At 66.4% G+C, this 20,251-nt stretch carries 23 protein-coding genes and 1 riboswitch; of the genes, 6 read left to right on the top strand and 17 right to left on the bottom strand.

Annotation, left to right across the window (positions count from 1 at the left end; all coding sequences use genetic code 11):
* The first annotated feature begins 37 nt into the window (after positions 1–37).
* Positions 38–1,327, top strand: a complete 1,290-nt coding sequence (locus GV792_RS25400; RefSeq protein WP_163827183.1) for a D-alanyl-D-alanine carboxypeptidase family protein — start codon at positions 38–40, stop codon at positions 1,325–1,327.
* On the opposite strand, the gene yhjD is transcribed toward GV792_RS25400, so the two are convergent.
* Complete coding sequence (gene yhjD / locus GV792_RS25395; RefSeq protein ID WP_163827181.1) at positions 1,328–2,350, bottom strand: inner membrane protein YhjD; 1,023 nt, start codon at positions 2,348–2,350, stop codon at positions 1,328–1,330. It lies immediately after the preceding gene.
* 42 nt (positions 2,351–2,392) lie between these two features.
* Positions 2,393–3,430, bottom strand: coding sequence for a tryptophan--tRNA ligase (gene trpS / locus GV792_RS25390; RefSeq protein ID WP_163827179.1), 1,038 nt, complete (start codon positions 3,428–3,430; stop codon positions 2,393–2,395).
* Between the two features lie 41 nt (positions 3,431–3,471).
* Here trpS and GV792_RS25385 point away from each other — a divergent pair, with 41 nt between their 5' ends.
* Positions 3,472–4,161 carry a TetR/AcrR family transcriptional regulator gene (locus GV792_RS25385; RefSeq protein WP_163827177.1) on the top strand — a complete coding sequence of 230 codons (690 nt, stop codon included), beginning with the start codon at positions 3,472–3,474 and terminating at the stop codon, positions 4,159–4,161.
* Here the strand turns inward: GV792_RS25385 and GV792_RS25380 are convergent.
* The 3 genes from GV792_RS25380 to GV792_RS25370 are packed head-to-tail and all read right to left on the bottom strand — an operon-like array spanning position 4,150 to position 6,003.
* Positions 4,150–4,626 (bottom strand): barstar family protein, encoded by a 477-nt coding sequence (locus GV792_RS25380; RefSeq protein WP_163827175.1) that lies wholly within the window; start codon positions 4,624–4,626, stop codon positions 4,150–4,152. The two genes, GV792_RS25385 and GV792_RS25380, sit on opposite strands and share 12 nt — an antisense overlap.
* Positions 4,626–5,120 carry a ribonuclease domain-containing protein gene (locus tag GV792_RS25375; RefSeq protein WP_163827173.1) on the bottom strand — a complete coding sequence of 165 codons (495 nt, stop codon included), beginning with the start codon at positions 5,118–5,120 and terminating at the stop codon, positions 4,626–4,628. Before GV792_RS25375 ends, GV792_RS25380 begins: the two co-directional genes overlap by 1 nt.
* 55 nt (positions 5,121–5,175) lie before the next feature.
* Complete coding sequence (locus GV792_RS25370) at positions 5,176–6,003, bottom strand: exodeoxyribonuclease III (RefSeq protein ID WP_163827171.1); 828 nt, start codon at positions 6,001–6,003, stop codon at positions 5,176–5,178.
* Positions 6,004–6,020: 17 nt separating this feature from the next.
* Here GV792_RS25370 and GV792_RS25365 point away from each other — a divergent pair, with 17 nt between their 5' ends.
* Positions 6,021–6,881, top strand: a complete 861-nt coding sequence (locus tag GV792_RS25365) for an alpha/beta fold hydrolase (RefSeq protein WP_256668298.1) — start codon at positions 6,021–6,023, stop codon at positions 6,879–6,881.
* A 12-nt stretch (positions 6,882–6,893) separates the two neighbouring features.
* Here the strand turns inward: GV792_RS25365 and GV792_RS25360 are convergent, their stop codons facing one another.
* The 4 genes from GV792_RS25360 to GV792_RS30265 form a co-directional block, all read right to left on the bottom strand.
* On the bottom strand, positions 6,894–7,241 hold the full coding sequence (locus tag GV792_RS25360; protein WP_163827169.1) for a hypothetical protein: 348 nt from the start codon (positions 7,239–7,241) through the stop codon (positions 6,894–6,896).
* Between the two features lie 11 nt (positions 7,242–7,252).
* Positions 7,253–7,621: a hypothetical protein gene (locus GV792_RS25355; RefSeq protein WP_163827167.1), complete on the bottom strand. Its 369-nt coding sequence runs from the start codon at positions 7,619–7,621 to the stop codon at positions 7,253–7,255.
* 31 nt (positions 7,622–7,652) lie between these two features.
* Complete coding sequence (locus tag GV792_RS25350; RefSeq protein WP_163827165.1) at positions 7,653–8,876, bottom strand: serine hydrolase; 1,224 nt, start codon at positions 8,874–8,876, stop codon at positions 7,653–7,655.
* Between the two features lie 245 nt (positions 8,877–9,121).
* Positions 9,122–9,502: a hypothetical protein gene (locus tag GV792_RS30265; RefSeq protein WP_163827163.1), complete on the bottom strand. Its 381-nt coding sequence runs from the start codon at positions 9,500–9,502 to the stop codon at positions 9,122–9,124.
* A 124-nt stretch (positions 9,503–9,626) separates the two neighbouring features.
* Between GV792_RS30265 and GV792_RS30260 the strand changes: the two genes are divergently transcribed.
* Complete coding sequence (locus GV792_RS30260) at positions 9,627–10,082, top strand: HAD family acid phosphatase (protein ID WP_163827161.1); 456 nt, start codon at positions 9,627–9,629, stop codon at positions 10,080–10,082.
* 54 nt (positions 10,083–10,136) lie between these two features.
* On the opposite strand, the gene GV792_RS25335 is transcribed toward GV792_RS30260, so the two are convergent.
* From GV792_RS25335 to GV792_RS25305, 7 genes are all read right to left on the bottom strand, one after another.
* On the bottom strand, positions 10,137–11,396 hold the full coding sequence (locus tag GV792_RS25335; protein WP_163827159.1) for an acyl-CoA dehydrogenase family protein: 1,260 nt from the start codon (positions 11,394–11,396) through the stop codon (positions 10,137–10,139).
* 28 nt (positions 11,397–11,424) lie between these two features.
* Complete coding sequence (locus GV792_RS25330; RefSeq protein WP_163827157.1) at positions 11,425–12,294, bottom strand: SDR family oxidoreductase; 870 nt, start codon at positions 12,292–12,294, stop codon at positions 11,425–11,427.
* 145 nt (positions 12,295–12,439) lie between these two features.
* Complete coding sequence (locus GV792_RS25325) at positions 12,440–13,315, bottom strand: MaoC/PaaZ C-terminal domain-containing protein (RefSeq protein WP_163827155.1); 876 nt, start codon at positions 13,313–13,315, stop codon at positions 12,440–12,442.
* 14 nt (positions 13,316–13,329) lie between these two features.
* Entirely contained in the window at positions 13,330–13,764 is a 435-nt protein-coding gene (locus tag GV792_RS25320) for a type II toxin-antitoxin system Rv0910 family toxin (protein WP_163827153.1), read from the bottom strand.
* Between the two features lie 46 nt (positions 13,765–13,810).
* Complete coding sequence (locus GV792_RS25315) at positions 13,811–15,016, bottom strand: lipid-transfer protein (RefSeq protein WP_163827151.1); 1,206 nt, start codon at positions 15,014–15,016, stop codon at positions 13,811–13,813.
* A 430-nt stretch (positions 15,017–15,446) separates the two neighbouring features.
* Positions 15,447–16,094: a TetR/AcrR family transcriptional regulator gene (locus GV792_RS25310; protein ID WP_163827149.1), complete on the bottom strand. Its 648-nt coding sequence runs from the start codon at positions 16,092–16,094 to the stop codon at positions 15,447–15,449.
* A 36-nt stretch (positions 16,095–16,130) separates the two neighbouring features.
* Positions 16,131–17,138: a helix-turn-helix domain-containing protein gene (locus tag GV792_RS25305; RefSeq protein ID WP_163827147.1), complete on the bottom strand. Its 1,008-nt coding sequence runs from the start codon at positions 17,136–17,138 to the stop codon at positions 16,131–16,133.
* A gap of 101 nt (positions 17,139–17,239) precedes the next feature.
* On the opposite strand from GV792_RS25305, the gene GV792_RS25300 reads away from it, so the two are divergent.
* A complete protein-coding gene (locus GV792_RS25300) occupies positions 17,240–18,160 on the top strand; it encodes an NAD(P)-dependent oxidoreductase (RefSeq protein WP_375154353.1) in 921 nt (306 codons plus the stop codon).
* 149 nt (positions 18,161–18,309) lie between these two features.
* Here GV792_RS25300 and GV792_RS25295 read toward each other — a convergent pair whose 3' ends face one another.
* A complete protein-coding gene (locus GV792_RS25295; protein ID WP_163827143.1) occupies positions 18,310–19,527 on the bottom strand; it encodes an NADP-dependent isocitrate dehydrogenase in 1,218 nt (405 codons plus the stop codon).
* Positions 19,528–19,818: 291 nt separating this feature from the next.
* Positions 19,819–19,929: riboswitch (SAM riboswitch) on the top strand.
* A gap of 87 nt (positions 19,930–20,016) precedes the next feature.
* Between GV792_RS25295 and GV792_RS25290 the strand changes: the two genes are divergently transcribed.
* On the top strand, positions 20,017–20,251 hold a 235-nt coding region (locus GV792_RS25290), incomplete at its 3' end, for a PLP-dependent transferase (RefSeq protein WP_175584785.1).

Raw genomic sequence — 20,251 nt, 5'->3', positions numbered from 1 at the left:
GCGGCGAACCCCACCGCGCCCGCTAGGCTCACGCCCGATGAATATCCGGGATCTTCGCTGCCGGGCCGCGGTGGCGCTGGCGGCACTGCTGGCTATCGGCACGGTCGCGGCCGGCGCGCCCGCGATCGCCGAGCCTGCGAGTACGGGCCCGACGACGACGCCTTTCACCACGCCGAATACCGATCGCTGCCCGCAGCAGACGTTGCCGCCGCCGCCGATCGACCTATCGGAGGTGCCGAAGCCCGGCCAGCCGACGCCCAAGCCGCTGCCGGTGCCGGATCCGCCGATCGGCGGGAAGCGGTTGGGCGAGTGCGGGGTGGTCGTGCCGAAGGGGGCGCCGCCGGTGCCTGAGGAGATCTCGGCGACGTCGTGGATGGTCTCGGATATGGCGACCGGCCAGGTGCTGGCCGCGAAGGATCCGCATGGGCGTTATCGGCCGGCGAGCACGATCAAGGTGCTGCTGGCGACGGTGGCATTGCGCACCCTGAACCTGGACACGGTGGTGACCGGCACCCAGACCGACGCCGACGTGGACGGCACCCGGGTCGGTATCGGCCCCGGTGGTCGCTATACCAACCGCCAGCTGATGCAGGCGCTGATCATGGCCTCCGGCAACGATGCCGCGCACGCGATCGCCGCCCAGCTCGGTGGGGACGACGGCGCTGTGGCGAAGATGAACGAGCTGGCGCGGTCGTTGCACGCGCTCGACACCCGCGCGGCGACGCCGTCCGGTCTCGACGGCCCAGGAATGAGCACGTCGGCCTACGACCTCTCACTGCTGTTCCGCGAGGCGATGACGATCCCGCTGTTCGCCGAGCTGATCCACACCGAACAGATCGATTTTCCCGGCTACCCGGCCGATCCGCGGATTCCGGACGACAAGGACCATCCCGGTTTCCCGGTGGGCAACGACAATCACCTGCTCTACAACTACGAAGGCGCGCTGGGTGGCAAGACCGGGTTCACCGATGATGCCAGGCAAACCTTCGTCGCGGCGGCCGAGCGCGGCGGTCGCACGCTCATCGTCACCCTGCTCAAGGCGGACGTGCTGCCGATCCGGCCGTGGGAGCAGGCGGCGCGGCTGCTGGACTACGGGTTCGCCCTCGACGCCGACGCCTCGGTCGGCGCACTACCCGGCCCGGACACCGAGGCCGAGCCCACCGCGGTCGCGCTGGCGGCGCCGCCACAGGGTTCGGAGGTCGGACATCTGGCGCAATCGCAGGGCGGCCCGGACCGGGATGATCTGCGGTGGGTACTGGTGGCCGGCGGCGGCATCATGGTGCTCGTGCTGCTCGCCGGCGCCCGGCGAATCGTCAAGCGGCGCTGATCAGTCCCTCCGTCGCCGCAGCAGCGAAAGACCCAATGCGGCAACAGCACCCGCCCCGAAGTAGGTCGCCCCACTCCCGAAGCGCCCGGCGTCCTGCATGCGCGGGCGGATCACCGCGGGCCCTGGCACCGGGACCTCGGCTTCCTGCTCGTTCTCCGCGGCCGTCGCGGCCCACGCGGTGGCGAACAAGATGATCCGGTAGGTGATGTAGCTGAACACCATCAGACCGATCACCGAACCGAATGCGGCACCGGCCGGGCTGCTCATCACCGATTGCAGATACACCGAGCCGATCACCTTGAACACTTCGAAGGCGATGGCGGCCAACGCGGCTGCCTTGGCCGCACTGGCCAGAGTGACCGGCTCCCTCGGCAACCGCGCGATCATCCACGCGAACACCGCCCAGGATGCGAGCAGTGCCAGCAGAGTCGACAACGCCCACAACACGATTCGCGCACCGGGCGCATCACGCAGACCGAGCTGTTCCAGCAGCGGCGCACCGACACCGCTGGAGGCCAGACCCGACAAGCCAAGCGACACCACGAAAGCCAGGGCGAGACCGATCAGCGCACCGAGATCGTTGATCTTGGTGATGATCCAGTTGCCGTCCTCGGTCTTCTGCTCCCACTGTTCGGTCAGCGCGGCACGCAGATTCGCCATCCAGCCGAGGCCGGTGTACAGACCGGTCAGCAGTCCGAGGACACCGACGGCGGTGCGGGATCTGATGGCCTGGTCGATCAGATCGTTGAGCTGGGTGCCCAATTCACCGGGAATGTTCTCGACCACCCGATCCTGGATCTCTTGGAGCAGCTCCGGATTACCCGCCAGCACGAAACCGGCTGCCGCGAAAGCCACCATCAGCAGCGGAAACAGCGACAGCACCGTGAAGTAGGTGATTCCGGCGGCGAAATAGTCACCGCGCTGACCATGATACCGGCCACCGGCGCGCACCAGATGGTCGAGCCACGGCCGCGCCCCGACCTTCCGTGAGACCGCCGCTTTGACGTTGTCGATCAACTGCACTGTCAGCCCCTCAGACGGACCTCGCAGCCGGCGAGAACGGGTCTAGCGGGTCAGGAAACCCACCCGGTCATAAACCTGTGCGAGGGTGTTGCCGGCGATCTCTCGTGCACGCTCCGCGCCCGCGGCGAGGATGCGGTCGAGTTCGCCCTGATCCGCCATGTACTCTTCCACCTTCGCCTGCAAGGGCGTGACAAATTCGACCAGCGCGTCGGCGACGTCGGATTTCAGATCGCCGTAGCCCTTGCCCTCGTACTCCTTTTCCAGAGTGACGATCGGGGTGTCGGTGAGCGAGCCGAGGATCACCAGCAGATTGCTGACACCAGGCTTGGCGTCGGGGTCGTAGCGGATCTCGCGTTCGGTGTCGGTGACCGCGGAGCGAATCTTCTTGGCCGTCACCTTCGGATCGTCGAGCAGGTTGATCAGACCGGCGTCGGTATTGGCCGATTTGCTCATCTTCGCCGTCGGATCCTGCAGGTCGTAGATCTTGGCGGTGCCCTTGACGATATGCGGCTCCGGCACGACGAAGGTCTTCTTGAACCGAGTGTTGAACCGCTGGGCCAGATTCCGGGTCAGTTCCAGATGCTGACGCTGATCCTCACCGACGGGCACCTGATGCGGCCGGTAGAGCAGGATGTCGGCGGCCATCAGCACCGGATAGGTGAACAGGCCGACGGTCGCGTTCTCCGCTCCCTGTTTGACCGACTTGTCCTTGAACTGCGTCATCCGGCTCGCCTCGCCGAATCCGGTGAGGCAGCTCAGGACCCAGGTCAGCTCGGCGTGCTCGGGCACCTGGCTCTGCACGAACAGCGTCGACCGCTCGGGATCGATGCCGATGGCCAGCAGCTGGGCGACCGACCTGCGCGTACGCAGGCGCAGCTCCTTGGGCTCCTGCGGCACAGTGATGGCATGCATGTTCGGGATGAAGTACAGCGCGTCGTAGTCGTCCTGCATGGTCACCCAGTACTGAAGCGCACCGAGGTAGTTGCCGAGATGGAACGAGGAGCTGGTCGGCTGGATCCCGGACAGGACCCGCTGTTTGCGTTCACCGGCGGCGACCGGGCTGGAGGCAGGACTGGACATGCCCCCGATCTTCGCATGGCATCCGTGTCAGAATCGAACCCGTGACTGCGCAGCGGACCTATGGGGGGATCTCTGCCGACGCGCGCCGGGCGCAGCGGCGTCGCGCGCTGCTGGAGGCGGCGCTCGAGATCATCGGCACCCAGGGCTTGGCCAAGCTCACCGTCTCCGGGCTGTGCACCCGTGCCGGGCTCAACGAACGGTACTACTACGAAAGCTTCGACAGCCGCGACGCCGTGCTGACCGCACTGATCGACGGCATCGCCGAGGAACTGGCCACGGTGATCGTCGCGTCACTACACACCGCGCCAGCGGATACCAGGGCGAAAGCGCATGCGGCGATCACCGCGGGGATCCACCTGCTCACCGACGACCCGCGTAAGGCGGAGGTGGCGTTGGTTGCCGGCATGGCGACCCCCGAGCTGCGGGCGCGCACCACCGAAACGGTGCGGGTATTCGCGCGCCTGGTCGCCACGGAGGGTGTCGAGTTCTACGGCATCACCGACCCCGAGCCGGATCCGGTGATCGATTTCCGGGCCACCTACCTGGTCGGTGGCCTGGTCCAGACGTTGACCGGCTGGCTGCGCGGCGATCTGCCGATCAGCCGGGACGAACTGATCGACTACACCACCGATGTGTTCGTGCTGCTCGGCGAGGATCTGGCCCACAGGCTCGGCGAATCGGCGCTGCGGGGCAGCGTCGAGCAGCAGGACGAGCCCGGCTCAGAGGTGTAGCCCGACCGCGGGCAACCCCGCCGGCTCACCCTGCACGACCACCCGGAACACGACCTCCCGGTGCGCCCAATAGTCCGCCCCGGCGTGCAGCGCCGAGGCGAGCCACGCACGGTCGGCCGGGGCGTCGGCAAGGAGCTGACCACCGTCACGCACCACGACGACATATCCCTCGGCCGATCCGAGCCAGTCGTCGAGGTCACGAAGGCAGTCGTCGAAGGCGTCTTTGTTGTTGCCGAAGTAGTAGGGGAACTGGAGCGCGGCCGCGAACTCGTCGAGGACGCCCGCCACCGTGCGCATCTTCTTTCCGCGGAGTTCGCGCACCCGGTATCCCGACGGCGCCTGATACCGGACGCCACTGAACTCGGGCGCCCCCACATCGAGCACCCCGAAGACCGGCGCCGGCTTGCGTGCGACCGGAGCCGACGACAGGTCCGGGGTCAGGAACTGCGATAACGCGATGGTCATCAGCGCATCCTCGTGAAGGTTTCGTAGTGGTCACCGGTGTACCACGCCGAACCGTCACTTCCGGTAACGATGCGTTCGGCGTCGCGTGAGCGTCCGGGTTGCTTGGGATTGACGTCCCATTCCTGATATGTGATCGCCTTACCGTCGGAGTCCTTGGCAGGCAGGTCGCCACCACGGTTGTAGAACCGGTCGCCGCCCTTGGTGCCCGGCGAGTTCGCCGAGCCGGGCCAGCGACCCGCGTCGATCTCCCGCAACGTCGTATACGCGCGGTCGGGGACGCCGGGCGCCTTGGACGCCACCGGTGCTGTGGAGCCCTTCCCGGTGTCGCGCGGCATGTCGGCTGGTGACGCGGCGCTGGTGACGGCCGTCCGGGTAGACGTGGTCGACGCGTCGGTGCTCGTATCGTCACCGCCCTTGGTCGCCAGCAGCGCGACGAGTACGGCGAGCACCACCGTGCCCACCGCCGACAGGACACGGATGACCTTGGCTTTCACAGCTCCTGCTTTCTTCGTTACTGCACGTTCGGCGGTGTTGCTCGCGACCGCGGGGTCAGCGGTACTGCACGGTGACCGGCGCGTGGTCGGACCAGCGCTGGTGGTAGTCGTCGGCGCGTTCGACGATCGCCTGCTTTGCCCGCTCGGCCAGTCCGGGGGTGGCCAGGTGATAGTCGATGCGCCAGCCCGCGTCGTTGTCGAAGGCGCGGCCACGGTAGGACCACCAGCTGTACGGTCCGTCGTCCTCGGGATGCAGTGACCGCACCACGTCGACATAACCCGCCGCCAGCTGCACGTCGAGCCAGGCGCGCTCCTCCGGGAGGAAGCCCGACTTCTTCAGGTTGCCCTTCCAGTTCCTGATGTCACGCTCGGTGTGGGCGATGTTCCAGTCTCCCGCGATGACGTAGTCGCCGGTCACGGTGCTCAGATGCGCACCGATCTCGGCCAGGAACCGGTACTTCGCCTCCTGACGCTCGGTGCCAGCCTCGCCGGTGTGCACGTACACACTCGCCACCGTCACCTCATCGAACTCGACCTCGATGAAACGGCCGGTCGCCGCGAATTCGCTGTCCGGGGTGATCGCGGTGCGTACCGACAGCGGCGCCCGCCGCGACAGCACCCCCACCCCTGCCCTGCCCTTGGCGTCCGGTTCTGCGTGCGAGAGTTGCCAGCCCCGCTCCAGCGCGGGCGCCAGCGCGGCCGCGACCTGCTCGTCGGTCGCGCGGGTCTCCTGTAGACAGATGATGTCGGCTTCGGTGGCGGCGAGCCAGGCGAGCATCCCTTTGCCCGCAGCCGCGCGCACGCCGTTGACGTTCACTGTCGAGATGATGTGGGGCACCCGACGACCGTACAATGCAATGCACCGACACTCCCCGAGGACCATCGCGCCAGGAAGGGGTGATGACGATGACGTCAGGCACCTCCAAGCCCACTTCCCCACTCGTGCCGATCAAGGCGCTGCACGTCGGGTCCGGTGACCCGGTGCTGCTGTTGCACGGATTCATGCTCTCACCGCATTGCTGGGAGCAGGTCGCGACCCGATTGTCCTCGCACTGCGAAGTATTCGCCCCCGCGTTCATCGGACACTGGGGCGGACCCGAGTTCACCGGGCGGACCCTCGAGTTCCGCGATTTCGCCGATCAGATCGAGGCGCAGCTGGACGAACTCGGTTGGCGCACCTGCCATATCGCCGGCAATTCGCTGGGCGCCTGGGTCGGTTTCGAACTGGCGCGCCGCGGCCGAGCCCGCACCCTGACCGCGATCGCACCGGCCGGTGGCTGGAATTCGCCCTCGTTCACCCAGATCCGGGTGGGCATGAAGTTCGCGTCGCTGATTCCGCTGGTACAGCTGGGCAAGCGGCTGGGCGGATTCCCGGCGAACAACCGGATCATCCAGCTGGCCGTCGGGCTCCTGCTGAGCAAGAACATCAGCGCGGTACCCCGCCGCGACCTCGCTGCCCAGATCACAGCGGCACTGCACTGCCCGGCGATGGTTCCGATGATCCTCGGCAGCCTGCGGGCATCGGTCATGGACAACGTGTCGGACCTGACGACCCCGGTACGCCTGTTGCTCGCCGAAACCGACCGCATCATCCCCAACCGCGTCTACGCCCGCCGCTACCTGCGCGAACTCCCCGAATCCGCCGACCGCATCCTGGTCAACGGCGTCGGCCACGTCCCCATGCTCGAAGCCCCCGACCGTATCGCCACCCTCATCGCCGAACACATCTACGCCAGCCGCAATCACCTACGCGCGGTGTGAGTCGGCGGCTGCTCAGGCGGATTTGTACGCGGAGACCACGGCCTCGGCAACCCGCATCAGGCCTGGGCACCCACGGCTGCCGGTGAGTTCGACGACATCGGCCCAGGTATCGGCTCGCCCTTGGTTCGCGGGCGGAGGGCCGTCGGCACCTATGTCCACTGTCCGCGGATCATTTTCACCCAGGTACAGGTCCATGGTGCAGCTGTTGGACTTGCGCACCGCACGGACCCCTGAGACAGTGACGGCTTCACCCTCGGACTGGGCGTAGTCGAGCAGACCGAGCGTTTTCTGTGTCGAGTTAATGGATCCCCGCTCGAAGTGAACCGGCGTTCCGTCGATCGTGTCGTTCGGCGCATTCACGGAGTGATGGCTCAGGTCGACCCCACCCCGGTGATCCCGGCGGCTCCGATTTTCGGCCGAAACGCGATATGACATTCGTCGAACCCTTGACTGCCACCGAAGTACGCAGGTGTGCCGAGGGTTGCGATCGCCGCATCGTTGATGAACCCGCACGGATCGAGGCGCCTGATCTGATCGGACACTCGCAGTGCCGCTCGCTGCTCTGCGGACAGACCTTGACGGTAGGTCGCCGCGGTTCCGGCGGCGTTCGCGTCACCGGTGATTCGTTGTGCGCAGCCGGTCAGCGATGCGGCGATCATCGCGGCAGCCGCGATCACCATGACGAGCTTCGCCGCCGAGCCATGTGAATTCCACCCCACGCCGCTGACCTTACAGTTCATCGGCGCAACCTCCGCCCCGGGTTGGCTGCGGCTAACCGGTGAGGTCGGAGATCTGGGCGACCAGCTGCCAGGGGCGGGTCGTGTCGGTGGTGGCTTTGCCGCTGGTGAGGATGGCGCCGGAGAGGGCGCGGGCGGGGTCGGCCCAGCCGTATTGGGTGGTCAAACCACTACGGCCGAAATGGGACTGGGTGTTGCGGCCGAATTTGGAGCGGCCAGCGCCCAGTTCGAATCCAGCGCAGGAGACTCGGCCCGCGGCTCCCGGCATGCGGTAGGCGGGCCGGACGGCAGCGTGCAGGGTGGCGGGGTCGATGATGCGGATGCCGTCGAGTTCACCGCCGCGGGCGAGGATTTCGTAGAAACGCGACAGTTCGAAGGCGGTGGTGACGAGGTTGCCGGAGGGGAGTTCGGCGGTGAGGAAGGCCGCGTTGGCCTCCTTGGACACTGCCGCGCCACCCATTCCGCCGCCGAGTGCCTTGCGCGCGAGAAACTTCGAGACCCGCGACGGTCCTGGCCCGGTTTTCACACTCGGCACGACCTTGTCGACGTCCTCGGGGCGCACGCCGAAGTTGTTCCATCGGAAGCCGAGCGGATCGAGGACCTGCTCGGCAAGATGTTCACGCATCGGTTTTCCGGTCGCCCGGCGCACCAGCAGGCGTTGGATCAAACCTCCGGTCAGCGCGTGATACACCCGGAAACGGCCCGGCCGCCAGCTCGGCACGAGGTCCGCGAGCGCCTGCACCGCGAGATCCTCGTCGACCACCACGTCGATGGCACGGTACGGCGGCGTCATGAACGGCACGCCCGCCGAATGCGACAGCACATCGCCGATGGTGATCGATTCTTTGCCATGGGCCGCGAACTCCGGAATGTACTCGCAGACAGGGTCGTTCACACCGAACGCACCCTGCTCGACGAGCATGAACATGAGGGTTCCGGCGACACCTTTGGCGGTGGAGAACCCGCAGAACGGCGTATCCGGTGTGGCGAGGACCTTCTCCGCATCAGGACCGTCACCCGGCCCGTTCCCCCAGCCGTGCCCGATGGTCCGGTTCAACACGATCGCACCGTGCCGCCGCACGCAGACCTGAATCGCGGGCGTGGTCCCCATCCGATACCAGTCCTGCACCGACGCCCAGACCGTCTCGACGTCCCCGCGCGTCAGCCCCGCCGCCGTCGGTTCGTCCTCGGGTCCACGCGTGGTCACCGCGTCCAGATCATCGACAACCGTGATCAACGTGCCGGGTAGTGCCGTCATTCGCCCGAGCTTAACGGCCGACCCTGATAGCCCGCTGAGCTGCGGGCCGGCGCGGCGAAGGCGTCTGCCCGGCCATTCGGCCGATCAGCCGAGCCGAGCAGTGCCACGGTGTGCGACTCGTCACCGGGGTCGGCCTGCGGTTGCCGCGCTCGCCCGAGCCAGTGATGGCGCTCGACGGCGCGGGGCGCGAGATCACGGGCTCGTCTCAGCATTGTGAAACGCCCACGCTTCATGCTAGCCGGGCGCTAACTTCCGATCATGAAGCGCTCCATCGCAGGCGTTGCTCTCGGCGTCGCCGTCACTCTCATCATTCCGCTGCCTGCACTGGCCGATACCGGTTCGTCCATTCTGCCCGGTGATACCGGTTCGTCGTCGGGGTCCGCGAAATCCGGGTCGGCCACGGGGTCGGCGAAGTCGGGGTCGGCGTCAGGGTCGGCAAAGTCCGGATCATCGTCGGGTTCGGGGAAGTCCGGTTCCGCGTCGGGATCGGGTAAATCCGGCTCGTCATCGGGATCCCGCGATTCCGGCTCATCGTCGGACGACGACACCGGTTCATCCTCGCGCTCCGACGACGACACCGGATCGTCGTCGAGGACCGATGACGACACCGAATCGCCCTCGCGCACTCCCAATTCCCGCCCACACTCCGGTGGTACCGAAACCCCCACGGACTCCGCCGATTCCGGCACACCCTCCGGCTCCGGCGGCGCGCTCCCCTCATATGAGCAGTGGATCGGCGAGGTACAGACGGTGGCCGACCAGGCACAGGCCGAGCTCGCGCAGCGGCTACCCGGCGCCACCCGCCCCGCCATCGTTCTCGATATCGACAACACCTCGCTGGAGACTCAATACAACCCGGGCGTCATCATCCCCGCCATGGACCCGATCCTGCGGCTGGCCACCTGGGCCAAGGGGCAGGGCGCGGCGATCATATTCGTCACCGGGCGGCCCGAACTGGTGAACATCTACACCCAGCACAACCTCTCCGCCGTCGGTTACCCGGTCGACGGTCTCTACGGCAGTCCGCTGACTACGCTCTCAGCCGGATCCACAGGGCTGGAGCAGTACAAGACCGGCGCCCGCAGAGATATCGAGTCCGACGGCTACACGATCGTCGCCAATATCGGCAACAGCCCCTCCGACCTCGCGGGTGGACATGCCGAGACGACCTTCAAGCTTCCCGATTACGACGGCGCTCTCAGCTGAGAGAGCCGAAACGCCGCCCACCTGCTGCGGGTGGGCGGCGTTCACACCACCGTCTTATGCCAGCAGCCCCTTGGCGACATGCGTCACCTGAATCTCGTTGCTGCCCGCATAGATCATCAGCGACTTGGCATCCCGCGCCAGCTGTTCGACTCGATACTCGGTCATATAGCCGTTGCCGCCGAACAACTGCACCGCCTCCATCGCGACCTCGGTAGCGGCCTCGGACGCGTACAGCTTCATCGCCGAGGCCTCCGCCAGCGTCGGCGGCTTACCGGCGCGACCGCGCTCGAGGATGCTGAACACCATGTTCTGCACGTTGATCCGCGCGACCTCCATCGTGGCCAGCTTGAGCTGGACCAGCTGGAAGCGGCCGATCTCCTGACCCCACAGCTTGCGGTTCTTGGCGTAGTCGATGCAGAGCCGATGGCATTCGTTGATGATGCCGAGCGCCATGAACGCCACCCCGACGCGTTCGGCGGTGAAGCTGGAACGTGCGCTGTCGCGTCCGTCGCCACCCTTGTGTTCTTCGGTCTCACCCAGCAGCCGGTCGCGACCCACTCGGACGTTGTCGAAGAACAGCTCACCGGTCGGCGAGGAATGCAGACCCATCTTCTTGAAGGGTTTGCCCTGGGTGAGGCCCTCCATACCCTTGTCGAGCACGAAGGTGAGCACCTTGCGATCGCGCTTGTCGATGTTCGCGTCGCCCTCGTCGAGCTTGGCGTAGACGATCATCACGTCGGCGAAGGGGCCGTTGGTGATGAAGGTCTTCTGGCCGTTGAGGATGTAGTCCTCCCCGTCGCGTTTGACGTAGGTCTTCATCCCGCCGAACGCGTCGGACCCGGAATCCGGCTCGGTGATCGCCCAGGAGGCCACCTTCTTCAAGGTGACGATATCGGCGAGCCAGCGCTCCTTCTGCGCGAGCGTGCCGCGGGACATGATCGTGGTCGCGCCGAGCCCGATGCTCACACCGAGCGCCGTCACCAGACCCATACACACCCCGGACAGCTCCCCGATCAGCACCGCCATCAGCGATTCCTGGCCGGCGAACGGACTCGAACCGCCCGAGGACTTCTTCTCCGGCAGCTCCTCCCCCGCCGCCAGGGCTTCCTCGCGTGTGCGCTGTTTGGCCAGCAGCTTGCCGACGGCCTCGGCACCCATCGCCTCGATCCCGAAGTCCGCGAACAACTTCCGCAGGATCGGGTAGGGCGTCATCTCACCGCTGTCGAGGGCATCGAGGTTGGGGCGGACCTCCTTGTCGATGAAGGTCCGCACCGCCTCGCGGATCATCTCGTCGGTCTCGGACCATTCGAACATCGTCGTTCTCCTGTGCTCGGTGGTGATATCAGGGCAGCCGGGCGGCGATATCGTCGATCAGCCACGGCCCGTCGGCCTCGATGGTCTTCACGTCATGCCAGCCTGCCAGCTCGGAGATGGCGCCGCCCTGGACCGCGAACACCTTCCCCGTGATCGGGCATTTCTCCGAGGCCAGATAGGCCACGAGCGGGGAGATATTGGCCGGGCTGAACGCATCGAACTCGCCCTCCTCGACCTCTGCGGCGAAGATGGCGCCCATGCCAGGGGTGGCGAGGGTGAGTCGGGTGCGCGCCATGGGGGCGATGGCGTTGACACGGACGCCGTAGCGTTCGAGCTCGTCAGCGGCGACCAGCGTCAATGCCGCGATGCCCGCCTTCGCTGCGCCGTAATTGGCCTGGCCAGGGTTGGGGATGGTGACACCGGACGCGGAGGCCGTATTGATCACCGCGGCATCGGGCTGATTGCCCGCTTTGCTCTGGTCCTTCCAGTACGCGGCGGCGTGATGCAGCACCGCGGCGTGGCCCTTGAGATGGACCGCGATCACGGCGTCCCACTGGGATTCCTCGAGGCCTGCGACGAAACCGTCGCGCAGGATACCCGCGTTGTTGACGACGATGTCGAGCGTGCCGAACTCGGCGACTGCCTGATCGACCAGGTTCTTCGCCCCGTTCCAGGTGGCGATGTTCTCGGTATTGGCCACCGCGCGACCGCCCGCGGCCACGATCTCGTCGGCCACCTCTTGCGCTGGGCCCACATCGGAGCCCTCACCGGCATTGCTTCCACCGAGGTCGTTGACGACCACCGCGGCGCCTTCGGCGGCGAACAGCAGTGCGTGTTCGCGGCCGATCCCCCGGCCCGCGCCGGTGATCACGGCAACCCGTCCTTCGAGTGCACCCATGTTTCGAAACTCCTTCACAGCTGAGGGGAAACGCCGCGGCGCCGGACTGTCGGCGCCGGCGCCGCAGCGAAGTGATCAGTCGGTGTTCGATGAGCCTGATCCGGAGGCCCCGCGTAATGTCGCTGGACCACCGACCATGACCGGATCAGTCGGCGACGACCGCGAGCCCGTCGGTGAGCACCAGATCCGCACCGCGCGCGGTCCGGAACGCGTAGGTGGTGACGCCGTCCTCGGCACCTACCCGCCAGATCTGGGTCTCCAGATCGTCGTCGGGGAACACCATCTTCGAGAACCGCACCGCGAACCGTTTCAGCCGATGCACATCCGATCCCGCGACCTCGGTGAGCACACCCCAGGACGACATCGCCATGGTGCACAGACCGTGCGCGATGATGCCGGGCAGGCCCGCGTCCTTGGCCACCTGTTCGTCGAGGTGCAGCGGGACCGGGTCACCGGAGGCGGGCGCGTAGCGGTAGGTCTGGTCGTGATCCACATGGTGGGCGACCGTCACCAGCGGCGGCTGCTCGGCCAGTGCCGGATCGAACTTGTGCGCAGGTGCCGACTCGCCGACCTTGGCGCCGACATCGATATTGCGGAAGAACGCGGTCAGGTACTGCTCGTTGACCAGTTCACCATCCTCGGTGCGGCATTCGATGACGATGGTGATCGAGGTGCCGTTCTCGCGCCCCTCGTAACCGATCGCCTTGGCCCGCGAGACCAGCTTGTCACCGGGACGGATCGGGCGATGGAAATGGAAATCCTGCTCGCCGTGCACGACCCGGCCGAAGATGTCCATCGGGACCACGTCGATGACCGGCATCATCATGGCCTCGAAGACCGGAACGATGCCGAACACCGGCGAGGCGACCTCACCGGCGAGATGGGCGGGGATCGGATCGTTGGTCGCGGCCGCGTATTCGGCGATCCGCTCAGCGGTGACCTCGAAACGCTCATCATCGGACCAGACGTTCAGACCGGAGTCGTCGAATTCGACGCTTTTGCCCGCTGTTTCGGTCGTCATGTGCGCGCCCGGATTCAGACCGACGCCAGTGCGTCGAGCTGCTCGAGGGTCTTGTCCAGCTGCTTGGCGCCGTCCTTTTCGACCGCCTTGCCGAGCGCGCCCTTGATCAGTGCGCCCTCGAAATCACCGTCGACGGAGAACTTGCTGCCCGCGCCCTCCGGCTGGATCTCGAAGGAGAACCGCACCTTGACACCGGCCATACCGGTACCGCTGAGCACCAGTTTGTTCGGGGCGTCGACGCTCTCGACCACCCATTCGATCTTGTTGGCCATGCCGAGCATGAAGATCTTGGCGACCAGCTTGGATCCGGCGGTCAGAGCGGCAGGCGGCTCCTCCATCCAGCGCTCGTGGATGGTGAACCACTTGTCCCAGGTGGCGGTATCGGAGACAACGGCCCAGACGGCGTCGGGGGCGGCGTTCAGATTCTTTGTGGCGTCGATATGACCCATGGTCGTGCTCCTCGTCGAGTCCGAATTCGTGGATGGTTCAGGGATTTCAGCGCACTGCGCGCTGGTAGGCGGTGACGACGGCGGCCCCGCCGAGACCGATGTTGTGTTGCAAGGCGGCGGTGACGTTGTCGACCTGACGCTTGTCGGCCGCGCCGCGCAGCTGCCAGGTGAGCTCCGAGCACTGCGCCAGACCGGTCGCGCCGAGCGGATGTCCCTTGGAGATCAGTCCGCCCGACGGGTTGACGACCCACTTGCCGCCGTAGGTGGTCTGGTCGGCGTCGAGCAGCTGGGCGGCCTCACCCTCACCGCACAGGCCCAGCGCCTCGTAGAGCAGCAGCTCATTGGCGGAGAAGCAGTCGTGCAGCTCGATGACCTGGAAGTCCTCCGGGCCCAGTCCGGCCTGGTCGTAGACCTTGCGCGCGGCCTGCACGTTCATGTCGTAGCCGATGATGTTCTTCGCCGAACCGTCGAAGGTCGAGGCGTAGTCGGTGGTCATCGATTGTCCGACGATCTCCACCGCCTGTCCGGCCAGATCGTGCGAATCCACGAATGCCTCACTGGCCAAGATCACCGCGCCGGAACCGTCGGAGGTCGGCGAGCACTGCAACTTGGTGAGCGGGTCGTAGATCATCCGCGCGCCGAGGATGTCGTCCATCGTGTACTCGTCCTGGAACTGCGAGTACGGGTTGTTCACCGAATGCTTGTGGTTCTTGTAGCCGATCTTCGCGAAATGCTCCGGCGTGCTGCCGTACTGCTTCATATGCTCGCGACCGGCCGCACCGAACATCCACGGCGCCACCGGAAACAGCACTTCGGAGATCTCGGCGAGCGCCAGGATGTGCTTGCCCATGGGCTGTTCCCGGTCGTCCCAGGTGGATTCCAGCGAACCCGGCTTCATCTTCTCGAATCCGAGCGCGAGGGTGCACTCGGCCAGGCCGCCCCGAATCGCCTGTGCCGCAAGGTAGAGCGCTGTCGAGCCGGTGGAGCAGTTGTTATTGACATTCACCACCGGGATGCCGGTCATGCCCAGCTCATAGACCGCCCGCTGACCGGAGGTCGACTCGCCGTAGACGTAGCCCACGTAGGCCTGTTCCACTTCGCGGTAGTCGATTCCGGCGTCGGCGAGGGCCTTGGTCCCCGACTCCCGTGCCATGTCCGGGTAATCCCAGTCGCTGCCGTCTTCGTTCTTGCGCCGGCCGGGCTTCTCGAACTTCGTCATCCCGACACCGACGACGTAGACCTTGTTCGCCATCGAACTCCTCACCTTGTGCCGCCCCGAAGTCCTCGGAGCCGCTCGCAGGTAACCGCGTCAGCCGCGCGGCTCAACCAGTTACAAACATACGAGTGTGTATGTAAGCACGCAAGGGTGCGATTGATTTTCCACCGAAGAACGCCCGTCGGTCCCGGTAGAGGGCAGTGCCCGAACATTCCCACCGCGCCGCCGGGACGGCACATAGGCCGACTACCGCGCTGCTGACGTACGTACACGGAGGCAACGCCACGCTCGCCCACCACGTTGAGCATCAATGGCCCAGGCGCGAATCTCGGCAGCCGACACCGCCGGGACCAACCCCGAGGGCGAATCAGCTGCCTCGGTGTCGAGACAGCCGCAATCGCCGGCAGCGCTCGCGCTCAACCGCGGATAACATTCGACTTCCGCCGCCGAGAGCAGCGTCAGCGTTTCACGACTCCGAAGCCGCCTTCGGGGTGAGTGCGGCCTCGGCGATCGTGCCCAGATGGGCACTCGCGCGAGTCCAGCGGCGGCGCGCCCGATCCGGATCCGGGTCGATGAAGTTCGAGATCAGGATGCCGCGCAGGGCATCCATCGCGGTGTAGACGAAATCGCGGGCATCCTTGCGGCGCACCTCATCCGGGACGAACCGCGCCACCGCGAGCAGCACGGCATTGTTGACGAACGGCTCCACCTTCTCCATGGCAGCCGCGAGCACCGGGTCGGTGCGGCCCGCCACCCACAGTTCGACGGTGGCGATGAACAGCGGCCCCTGATGCAGCTCCCAGAGGAACTCCAGCGCCGCGTCGACCGGATCGTCGACATCCTCCACCCGGCCCATATCGCGCATCGCGGTTTCGGCGCGACGCTGCGCGAGGTGGCTGATGGCCGCGACAACCAGGTCGTTCTTGGACCCGAAGTGGTGCACTTGCGCCCCGCGGGTGACGCCCGCACGTTCGGCGACACGCGGCGTGGTCGTGCCCGCATAGCCGTACTCGACCAGGCAGTCGATGGTGGCGTCGAGCAGCCGGACCCGCATCTCGCTACTGCGCTGCTCCTGGGTGCGGCGCGCGGGCTTGGAGAGTGCGGTTCTGGCCATTCGGACGATTCTACCTTTACATTCAGGTCGGTATGTTCACGAGGCGGCCACGACGTGCGGATCTCGCCGGCGGAAGGTACGGCGATACTCGCCAGGGGTCACCCCGACGACGGCCACGAAGTGCCTGCGCAGATTCGTCGCGGTGCCGAGCCCGCACATCCGGCCGATTCGCTCCATCCCGAAATCCGTTGACTCCAGCAGCGATTGCGCGTGTGCCAGTCGCTGGTTGAGCAGCCAGCGCATCGGCGTGACGCCCTTGGACTGATGGAGCCGCCGATGGAAGGTCCTTGGACTCATATTCGCGCGGGCGGCCAGCGTGTCGACCGTCAGCGGCTGATCGAGATTGGCCATCGCCCATTGCAGTACCGGACCGAGGTCGTCGGACTCCGACGGAGGCACCGACAACTCGACGAACTGCGCCTGCCCACCGGAGCGATGCGGCGGGATCACCATCCGCCGGGCGAGCCGGTTGGCGACCAGCGCGCCGAAGTCGCGGCGCACCAGATGCAGGCACAGGTCCAGCGCCGCCGACATGCCCGCGCTGGTGAGCACGTCGCCATCGTCGACGTACAGCACCGAATCGTCGACCTCGATCCGCGGATACCTCTCGGCCAGCGCGGCGGCGTGCTCCCAGTGCGCGGTGACCCGCCTGCCGGTGAGGATGCCCGCCTCGGCCAGCGCGAAGATCCCGTCACAGAGGGCGACGATGCGCGCTCCCCCGTCATGGGCGGCGGCGATCACCTCGACCAGCGCCTCCGGGACCTTGCCGCCGTCGCGCAGGTAGTCGTGCGCCACCGACGGCACGATCACGGTGTCGGCGGCCAGCAGCTCCTCCCGTCCGTGTTCGGCCCGCAGATAGGTACCGAAGCCGAGCGGCTGGGTCCGTGGCCGCGATTCCACCGTGCAGACGCGCAGTTCGTACCAAGGGTCGGCGAGGTCGGGTTGTGGCGTGCCGAAGATCGAGGCAACCACGCCGAGTTCGTACAGATCCCAGGGGTGCAGCTCGCCGGGCGAGACGGCCAATGCCACGACATGTGCGGTCATGAGATCAGCCTATGGCAGTAATCGTTCGTTGGCCGTCAGTCCTGCCACTCACACCCACGCCGCCGAGTCCGGAAGACTCATCGTCGGGCCCACCCACAGACATCACCAGCAACAGGAGTCACATCATGACGATCAACAGCACTTCGGTGACCGTGCTCGGACTGGGCCGGATCGGCGCCGCGCTCGCCGAGCTGTTCCTGCGCAACGGCCATCCGACCACGGTGTGGAACCGCACGCCGGGCAAGGCGGACCAGCTCGACGGGCTAGGGGCGCAGCGAGCGAATTCCGCGGAGGAGGCGATCAGCGCGAGCGAGCTGATCGTGATCGCCGGCGTCGATACCGCGACGGCGGCGGCGCTGGTGAGCGAAGTGGGTGAGGTGGTGGCCGGACGCGACATCCTCAATGTCGCCACCGGCCGCCCCGATCAGGCCCGCGAACTGGCGAGCCTGGTCACCGAACTCGGCGGGCGTTTCCTCGACGGTGCGATCCTCGGCGTCCCGCAAACCCTGGGCACCACCGACACGCTCTTCCTCTACAGCGGCTCCCCCGAGGCCGAGCAACGGCACTCGGAGACTCTCGCCGAACTCGGCACCGTGAACTTTCTCGGCGCCGACGCCGGCCTGGCCGGGCTGCACGATATGGCCGTGCTGGCGGGGATGTACGGCCTGTTCGGTGGCTTCTTCCAAGCGGTGGCCATGGTGGACAGCGAGGGCGTCGGCGCCACCACGTTCACCACCGACTACCTGATCCCGTGGCTGCGCTCGCTGCTGGATCTGCTGCCGACGCTGGCTGCCGAAATCGACTCACGGGAGTTCCCGGTGAACTTCTCCGACCTCGCCGCCAACCGTGTCGGGCTCGACAACATCCGCACCGCCGCGCACAACCAGGGCGTCTCCAGCGAACTCATCGACCCGCTGCAACGCCTGTTCGACAAGCAGGCCGAGCTCGGTCACGGTGCGGACAGCTTCACCACCGCCGTCTCCGGCCTGCTCACATCCGGTCGCCCGGTCGGCGTTCACTGAAGGAGTCCCAGAAACACGTCGGGCACCCCGCGTGATGTGCGGGGTGCCCGTATCCAGCCGGACCCTTGTCCGCCGGCCGCGGCGCCTCGGTAGGGGCGTCCAGCGGCCGGCAGCGGTCCTGCCGAGGCAGATCAGCTCAGCGGATCGGCTCAGCGGATGGCGCGCGCCAGGTTGGCGTCGAGCGCGGCCAGGAACTCTTCGGTGCTCAGGTAGCCCTGGTCACCGCCGACGAGCAGCGCGAGGTCCTTGGTCATCTGACCACCCTCGACGGTCTTGATGACGACATCCTCGAGGGTCTGCGCGAAACCGATCACCTCGGGTGTGTTGTCCAGCTTGCCGCGGTGCTCGAGGCCGCGGGTCCAGGCGAAGATCGACGCGATCGGGTTGGTCGAGGTCGGCTTGCCCTGCTGGTGCTGGCGGTAGTGCCGGGTGACCGTCCCGTGCGCGGCCTCGGCCTCACAGGTCCGGCCGTCCGGGGTCAGCAGCACCGAGGTCATCAGCCCCAGCGAACCGAAGCCCTGCGCCACCGTGTCGGACTGCACGTCACCGTCATAGTTCTTGCAGGCCCAGACATAGCCGCCCTCCCACTTCATGGAGGAGGCGACCATATCGTCGATCAGGCGGTGCTCGTAGGTCAGGCCCGCGGCGTCGAACTGGCTCTTGAACTCGGCGTCGAAGACCTCCTGGAAGGTGTCCTTGAACATGCCGTCGTAGGCCTTCAGGATGGTGTTCTTCGTCGACATGTAGACCGGGTAGTTCTGCTGCAGGCCGTAGTTGAACGATGCCCGCGCGAAGTCCTCGATCGACTTCTTGAAGTTGTACATACCCATGACGACGCCGCCGTCCTCGGGCATCTTCACGACCTCGTGCACGATCGGCTCGCTGCCGTCTTCGGGGGTGAAGGTCAGCGTGACGGTGCCGCCCTGGAACACCTTGAAGTCGGTGGCGCGGTACTGGTCACCGAAGGCGTGACGGCCGATGATGATCGGCTTGGTCCAGCCGGGAACCAGGCGCGGAACGTTGGAGATGATGATCGGCGCGCGGAAGATGGTGCCGCCGAGAATGTTGCGGATGGTGCCGTTGGGCGAGCGCCACATCTTCTTGAGGCCGAACTCTTCGACACGGGCCTCATCGGGGGTGATGGTGGCACATTTCACGCCGACACCATGCTTCTTGATGGCGTTCGCGGCGTCGACAGTGACCTGGTCGTCGGTCTTGTCGCGGTACTCGATGCCGAGGTCGTAGTACTCGAGGTTCACATCGAGGTACGGGTGGATCAGCTTGTCCTTGATGAACTGCCAGATGATCCGGGTCATCTCGTCGCCGTCGAGTTCTACGACGGTGCCTTCAACCTTGATCTTGGACATGGATCTTCGTGTCCTCCTAGGATGGTGCCCTCATTGCACGGCCAGGCGAACACGCTTGTGAGCGGACCCCAGCTGTTCAACAGACAACGTATACGCCTCGTGTTGTCCGCGAGACGTCTGGTGCAAACAAGACAAGCGTACTGCTGGTGGCGATCTCACCGTGCGGGTAGGTCCGGGTGTGAGACGGATTACGGTCGACCGCCGATTCCGCCGCAGGTCACCCGCCGCCGACCCCGGGCATGGGAAGCCGGGGTTCGGGCCGGACGGGCTCGCCGGTTACGATGTCGGTCAGGTCATGAGAGCCAGTGCCAAGCCCCGGCTAGCTGGACGGCAACCCTCCTGCAGCGGTGGGGTGCTCCGGGTGAGGACCGGGCTCCCGAGAGCCGGGAGCAAGCGCGCACGTAGGAGGTCACCGAGATGTGTTGTTGTTGTTTGTCGCTCGCGCACAGATAGCCAAGTAATCCCGGCGAACAACCTTTGGAGCCTTCCTTGACCGACGCCACAGTGCCCGATCCGACCGCAGCCTGGTCTTTCGAGACCAAGCAGATTCATGCCGGTCAGGCGCCCGACGACAGCACCGGCGCGCGTGCGTTGCCGATCTATCAGACCACCTCGTATGCCTTCCGCGATACCGATCACGCGGCGGCGCTGTTCGGGCTGGCCGAGCCCGGCAACATCTACACCCGCATCATGAACCCCACCCAGGACGTGGTCGAACAACGCA

This window comes from Nocardia cyriacigeorgica (genome assembly GCF_010868145.1).
GTDB lineage: Bacteria > Actinomycetota > Actinomycetes > Mycobacteriales > Mycobacteriaceae > Nocardia > Nocardia cyriacigeorgica_D.
This window is presented reverse-complemented; position numbering and strand designations above follow the sequence as displayed.

Excerpts from the sequence above, each read along its gene's own strand:
- GV792_RS25355 (WP_163827167.1), bottom strand. The coding sequence starts at position 7,621 with ATGAACTGTAAGGTCAGCGGCGTGGGGTGGAATTCACATGGCTCGGCG.
- GV792_RS25320 (WP_163827153.1), bottom strand. The coding sequence starts at position 13,764 with ATGGGTCATATCGACGCCACAAAGAATCTGAACGCCGCCCCCGACGCC.
- GV792_RS25365 (WP_256668298.1), top strand. The coding sequence starts at position 6,021 with ATGACGATGACGTCAGGCACCTCCAAGCCCACTTCCCCACTCGTGCCG.
- GV792_RS25330 (WP_163827157.1), bottom strand. The coding sequence starts at position 12,294 with ATGGGTGCACTCGAAGGACGGGTTGCCGTGATCACCGGCGCGGGCCGG.
- GV792_RS25325 (WP_163827155.1), bottom strand. The coding sequence starts at position 13,315 with ATGACGACCGAAACAGCGGGCAAAAGCGTCGAATTCGACGACTCCGGT.
- GV792_RS25295 (WP_163827143.1), bottom strand. The coding sequence starts at position 19,527 with ATGTCCAAGATCAAGGTTGAAGGCACCGTCGTAGAACTCGACGGCGAC.
- GV792_RS25315 (WP_163827151.1), bottom strand. The coding sequence starts at position 15,016 with ATGGCGAACAAGGTCTACGTCGTCGGTGTCGGGATGACGAAGTTCGAG.
- GV792_RS25350 (WP_163827165.1), bottom strand. The coding sequence starts at position 8,876 with ATGACGGCACTACCCGGCACGTTGATCACGGTTGTCGATGATCTGGAC.
- GV792_RS25380 (WP_163827175.1), bottom strand. The coding sequence starts at position 4,626 with ATGACCATCGCGTTATCGCAGTTCCTGACCCCGGACCTGTCGTCGGCT.
- GV792_RS25400 (WP_163827183.1), top strand. The coding sequence starts at position 38 with ATGAATATCCGGGATCTTCGCTGCCGGGCCGCGGTGGCGCTGGCGGCA.
- GV792_RS25305 (WP_163827147.1), bottom strand. The coding sequence starts at position 17,138 with ATGACCGCACATGTCGTGGCATTGGCCGTCTCGCCCGGCGAGCTGCAC.
- GV792_RS25370 (WP_163827171.1), bottom strand. The coding sequence starts at position 6,003 with ATGGTCCTCGGGGAGTGTCGGTGCATTGCATTGTACGGTCGTCGGGTG.
- GV792_RS25310 (WP_163827149.1), bottom strand. The coding sequence starts at position 16,094 with ATGGCCAGAACCGCACTCTCCAAGCCCGCGCGCCGCACCCAGGAGCAG.
- trpS (WP_163827179.1), bottom strand. The coding sequence starts at position 3,430 with ATGTCCAGTCCTGCCTCCAGCCCGGTCGCCGCCGGTGAACGCAAACAG.
- GV792_RS25335 (WP_163827159.1), bottom strand. The coding sequence starts at position 11,396 with ATGTTCGAATGGTCCGAGACCGACGAGATGATCCGCGAGGCGGTGCGG.